We start from the raw sequence: 5213 nt of genomic DNA on the forward strand, positions 1-5213 counted from the left end.
TGTAAATCCGTCGCGCAAGCTACGTAGGTTCGAATCCTACATCTGCCACCACGTGAGGAACGAGCGTCAAGCGTGTTGACCAGCGGTTTTGGTCAACCGGGGGGCGCCTGTGTAATCTCGTGAAGGCTTCTCGTCCAGCCGGTTTCGGTCGGGAGAGAGACGCCCCCTTAGCTCAGTCGGTAGAGCGTTTCCATGGTAAGGAAAAGGTCGACGGTTCGATTCCGTCAGGGGGCTCGCTTGGTTTCGGTGGTGACACCGGTGCCGACATGGCGGTGTAGCTCAGCTGGTTAGAGCGCACGACTCATAATCGTGAGGTCGGGGGATCGAGTCCCCCCACCGCTACAAGGCAATACCGTTCCTATGTAATCCGCGAAAGAAGGCTAAGGACAATGGCTTCCTCAACTGACGTGCGGCCGAAGATCACCTTGGCCTGCGAGGTGTGCAAGCACCGCAACTACATCACCAAGAAGAACCGCCGCAACGATCCCGATCGTCTCGAGGTGAAGAAGTTCTGCCGGAACTGCGGCACTCACGAGCTTCACAAGGAATCGCGCTAAGCGTTCTTCGCGATTGCCGCGCCCGTTGTGGTGCGGCTGGAGCGGCAATTGAGCGGGCCATCTCACTGACGTGAGGGGCCCGCTTGAGTTGTCTGCGCCCCGCCCCGGCGGTGTGACACGACGCGCAGAATTTGTCGCCTGCGTCGACGCTGGCGCAGAATCTTAAACGTTTGCACCAACGTCACGACGACGATGCACCGATCGCGGAGTCTCCGCTCCGCGCTGCCCCACGGCCGCCGGTGAGGTGCAGCCCGAAGGGAACAGAAAATGCCACGACTGGATGACACTGCGATGAAGTCGACGTTCGGCGCCGGCGGTTCCGACGACCGCACGCCCGACGAGATCGCCGCACACACCGCGTCAGTCGTTGGCTACCACTACACCGTCGACGACTACTACGAGATCGGCCGCGAGGAGATCCGCAAGCACGCGCAGGCCGTCCAGGACGCGCACCCCACGCACTGGAGTGAAGCCGGCGCCAAGGAGTTCGGTCACGACACGCTCGTGGCGCATCCGACGTTCGTCTCGGTGATGGGCATGATCGCCCAGCGCAAACTGTTCGAAGAAGTCGTCACCGGTTATGACCTGTGGCAGATCATGCAGACCGACCAGCGACTCGTGTACCACCAGCCGATGAAGCAGGGCGATCAGCTGATCTGTGATGTATCGCTGGAATCGTTCCGGCACATCACCAGCCCGGAGGTGATCGACATGATGGTCACCAAGAATGTCATCTGGAATCAGCACGACGAGCCGATCATGACGACGTGGACCTCGATCGTCGCGCGCCCGGGCCTCAAGGTGCCGCAGGAACTCGAAGACTCCATGGAGCACGTGATGATGAAGGTTGACTCCGTCGGTGATCCGGGGATCACCGTGGTCAAAGAGAACGATCCGAGTGGCCGCCCCGATCCGATTGCCCGGTCCGGCGCTTACGGGGCCATCGACTTCGACGCCCTCGAGGTGGGCCAGGAGCTGCCGCCCAAGCAGTTCCTGGTGACCCGCGGCAACCTGACCAACTACGCGGGCGTGGCTGGCGATCCCAATCCGATCCACTTCTCCGATCACGTGATCTCGGCGGCCGAGGGCCTCGACGATGTGGTCGCGCACGGCATGCAGACGATGGGCCTGGGCGCCACCTACGTGTCCGAGTTCATCGGCGATCCGGCCGCCTTCGGCGAGTACAGCGTGCGCTTCACCAGTCCGGTCTACGTGCCCGCCGACCACAGTGCCGCCATCGACTTCACCGGCAAAGTCAAGTCACTGGACCCGGAAACCCGCCGCGGCACCATCGCGCTGACCGCCAAACAGGGCGACCGGAAGATCTTCGGCCGCGCCACGGTGGTCGTGCAGTTCAACTGACCCTTCGACAAGCTCAGGGAGCGCCGTGTCGCCCGCTGGGGGCAACCACGAGTCGCTGGGGGCAACCGCGAGTCGCTGGGGGCAACCGCGAGTCGCTGGGGGCAACCACGAGTCGCTGGGGGCAACCACGAGTCGCTGGCTGAGCCTGTCGAAGCCTCCGGGCGAGGTCGGGCTGACCCTTCGACAGGCTCAGGGAGCGGGGCCAGCTCAGGGAGCGGGGCCAGCTCAGGGAGCGGGGATGGCTCAGGGGGTGGGTCGACGTGTTGCTGGCTGAGCTTGTCGAAGCCTCGCGGCGCCGGGCAGCGGGTTTGGGTCGGTGGGCCCGGTGCTCTACACTGACTAAGTCGAGGGTTTACCTAGACTTGCGCGCCGCCCAGAGGGTGGCGCGTTGGTGTTGTTAGGCTCTCTACAGTGCCGGTCGTCAGGCCAGCGCAGAGGGGCGTAGCTCAACTGGTAGAGCAGCGGTCTCCAAAACCGCAGGTTGCAGGTTCAAGTCCTGTCGCCCCTGCACCCGATGTTCCGGGGGAGTGCACACCTCGGGGCTCCTCTCCGCAAGGGGAGGGACGTAGACGAAGGGATCGGTGAATGGCTAAGCGCGATCGCAAGGCTCCGAAAGATGACGCGGAGCTGACCGTCGGCGACGACACCGGCATTGACGTCGACGTCATCGAAGCCGACGAGATGAAGCCCTCGGGCAAGCGACGCGCTCGGGAGCGGCGCACCGCGTCCGGCGATTCGACGCCCACCGGTAAGGCTGGCGTCGTGGACGTCGCTGCCGAAGAGGGCGCCGGCATGGACAGTCGCAACCCGTTCGTGCGGGTCTGGACGTTCCTGACTCAGGTCGTCGCCGAGCTGAAGAAGGTCATCTGGCCGACGCGCCACGAGATGGTCGTTTACAGCATTGGTGTGCTGGTCTTTGTGGCCCTGGTCACCGCGGTGATCTTCGGGCTGGACGTCGGCTTCGCCAAGCTGACGCTGTTGGTCTTCGGCTAACAGATCGGCGCGGGCGAGGTCCGCGGCGGGACAAAAGGAATTGAACGTGTCAATGAAGGAGCGTGGGCGCCCATGAGCACCCCGGAGAACGAGATCGAATCGCCGGAGACCGGTGAGGTTGAGGTCGAGTCGGTGACGGTCGACGTCGACGCTCCTGCCGACGACGTCGCGATCGTTGACGAGACCGTCGAAGCCGATACGGCCGCTGAAGGCGAGGCCGCCGCGGGTGAAGCCACTGAAGCCGACGAAGAGGATCCGATCGAGGCTAAGAAGCGCGAACTGCGCCGGCAGCCGGGCGATTGGTACGTGATCCACTCGTACGCCGGGTACGAGAACAAGGTGAAAGCCAACCTCGAGACCCGCGTGCAGAACCTGGATGTGGGCGACTACATTTTCGAGGTCGTTGTGCCGGCCGAAGAAGTCACCGAGATCAAGAATGGTCAGCCGAAGAAGGTCAACCGCAAGGTGCTGCCCGGCTACATCCTGGTGCGCATGGAGCTGAACGACGAGGCGTGGGGCGCAGTGCGCCACACCCCGGGCGTCACCGGCTTCCTGAGCATGAACAACACCACCCCGACCGCGCTGTCGATCAAGGAAGTGCTTCAGTTCTTGATCCCGCGCGGCGAGGTTCGCAAGGCTGCTGCGGCCGCTAAGGCCGCCGCTGCTGGCGAGAGCGTCGAAGCCGCTGCTGCGGCCGTGACGAACCTGGTCGAGGTCGACTTCGAGGTCGGTGAATCGGTGACCGTCATGGACGGCCCGTTCGCGACCCTGCCGGCGTCGATCAGCGAGGTCAACACCGAACAGCGCAAGGTCAAGGTGCTGGTGTCGATCTTCGGTCGCGAGACTCCGGTCGAGCTCGGATTCAACCAGGTGGAGAAGCTCTAGCTTCTCCCGCCCTCCCGGCTCCGCGCCGGGAGACAACGAGACTTCCGCGTATCCAGCGTGCGCGGATTTTGAAAGAAAAAGGACAAGAGAGATGCCTCCCAAGAAGAAGAAGCTCGCCGGGATCATCAAGCTCCAGATTCAGGCCGGCCAGGCCAATCCTGCGCCGCCCGTGGGTCCGGCGCTTGGTCAGCACGGCGTGAACATCATGGAGTTCTGCAAGGCGTACAACGCCGCGACCGAGGGCCAGCGTGGCAACGTTATCCCGGTCGAGATCTCCGTATACGAAGATCGCTCGTTCGACTTCAAACTGAAGACCCCGCCGGCTGCCAAGCTGCTGCTGAAGGCTGCTGGCATCCAGAAGGGTTCGGGCGAGCCGCACACCAACAAGGTCGGCAAGGTCACCATGGACCAGGTCCGGGAGATCGCCAAGACCAAAGAAGAGGGCCTGAACGCCAACGACATCGAGGCTGCCGCGAAGATCATCGCCGGTACCGCTCGGTCGATGGGCATCACGGTCGAAGGCTGACCCGAGTCGAAGGCTGACTCGAGTCGTACCAAGAACCCCGTGGGAGGGCCGTGCTCGGCCCACTAACCACTCACTCCCGATCGTCTGAGATCGAGAAGAAGGAACAGAGCAGATGAGTAAGAAGAGCAAGGCCTACCGGGCCGCCGCTGAGAAGATCGATCGCGATGCGCTGTACAGCCCGCTGGAGGCTGTCACTCTCGCGAAGGAGACGTCGTCGAAGAACACCGACTCGACCGTGGAGGTCGCTGTCCGGCTTGGCGTCGACCCCCGCAAGGCGGATCAGATGGTGCGCGGCACCGTCAGCCTGCCGAACGGCACCGGCAAGACTGCCCGCGTGATCGTGTTCGCCGTCGGCGACAAGGCCGCTGAGGCCGAGGCTGCCGGCGCCGACGCCGTGGGCGCCGAAGACCTGATCGAGAAGATCCAGGGCGGGTGGCTCGATTTCGACGCCGCCATCGCGACCCCGGATCAGATGGCCAAGGTCGGTCGTATCGCGCGTGTCCTCGGCCCGCGTGGTCTGATGCCGAACCCGAAGACCGGCACCGTCACCCCGGATGTCACCAAGGCCATCAACGACATCAAGGGCGGCAAGATCAACTTCCGCGTCGACAAGGCTGCGAACCTGCACTTTGTTATCGGCAAGGCGTCGTTCTCGCCGGAGCAGCTGGCCCAGAACTACGGTGCGGCGTACGACGAGATCATGCGTGCGAAGCCGTCGGCCGCCAAGGGCCGCTACCTGAAGAAGGTCACGGTCTCCACGACCACCGGACCGGGTATCGGCGTCGACCCGTCGATCTCGCGGAACTTCACCGAGGCTGACCAGGCCTGATCTGGTCGCACAACGCCACCAACGACGAGGGGCACCGCCATACCGGCGGTGCCCCTCGTCG

The 5213-nt window shown here is 63.9% G+C and carries 6 protein-coding genes and 3 tRNA genes; all 9 read left to right on the forward strand.

The window, feature by feature from the left end:
* Positions 1 to 161 precede the first annotated feature (161 nt).
* The 9 genes from WAW85_RS01715 (at position 162) to rplA (ending at position 5152) form a co-directional block, all read left to right on the forward strand.
* Positions 162 to 234 (forward strand) — tRNA-Thr (locus WAW85_RS01715).
* A 34-nt stretch (positions 235 to 268) separates the two neighbouring features.
* A tRNA-Met gene (locus WAW85_RS01720) sits at positions 269 to 342 on the forward strand.
* A gap of 47 nt (positions 343 to 389) precedes the next feature.
* Positions 390 to 557, forward strand: coding sequence for a 50S ribosomal protein L33 (gene rpmG / locus WAW85_RS01725; protein ID WP_422557936.1), 168 nt, complete (start codon positions 390 to 392; stop codon positions 555 to 557).
* A gap of 291 nt (positions 558 to 848) precedes the next feature.
* Positions 849 to 1919 (forward strand): fused (3R)-hydroxyacyl-ACP dehydratase subunits HadA/HadB, encoded by a 1071-nt coding sequence (locus tag WAW85_RS01730; RefSeq protein ID WP_422557941.1) that lies wholly within the window; start codon positions 849 to 851, stop codon positions 1917 to 1919.
* A gap of 435 nt (positions 1920 to 2354) precedes the next feature.
* Positions 2355 to 2427: transfer RNA gene (locus WAW85_RS01735), tRNA-Trp, on the forward strand.
* A 77-nt stretch (positions 2428 to 2504) separates the two neighbouring features.
* Positions 2505 to 2912: a preprotein translocase subunit SecE gene (gene secE, locus WAW85_RS01740; protein ID WP_422557937.1), complete on the forward strand. Its 408-nt coding sequence runs from the start codon at positions 2505 to 2507 to the stop codon at positions 2910 to 2912.
* Positions 2913 to 2984: 72 nt separating this feature from the next.
* Positions 2985 to 3797 carry a transcription termination/antitermination protein NusG gene (gene nusG / locus WAW85_RS01745; protein ID WP_422557938.1) on the forward strand — a complete coding sequence of 271 codons (813 nt, stop codon included), beginning with the start codon at positions 2985 to 2987 and terminating at the stop codon, positions 3795 to 3797.
* A 91-nt stretch (positions 3798 to 3888) separates the two neighbouring features.
* On the forward strand, positions 3889 to 4323 hold the full coding sequence (gene rplK / locus WAW85_RS01750) for a 50S ribosomal protein L11 (protein ID WP_422557939.1): 435 nt from the start codon (positions 3889 to 3891) through the stop codon (positions 4321 to 4323).
* A gap of 112 nt (positions 4324 to 4435) precedes the next feature.
* The gene (rplA, locus tag WAW85_RS01755) at positions 4436 to 5152 is read left to right on the forward strand and encodes a 50S ribosomal protein L1 (protein ID WP_422557940.1); all 717 of its coding nucleotides are present in this window, start codon (positions 4436 to 4438) and stop codon (positions 5150 to 5152) included.
* The last annotated feature ends 61 nt before the right edge of the window (positions 5153 to 5213 follow it).

This window comes from Gordonia sp. (in: high G+C Gram-positive bacteria) (assembly GCF_049299075.1).
GTDB lineage: Bacteria > Actinomycetota > Actinomycetes > Mycobacteriales > Mycobacteriaceae > Gordonia.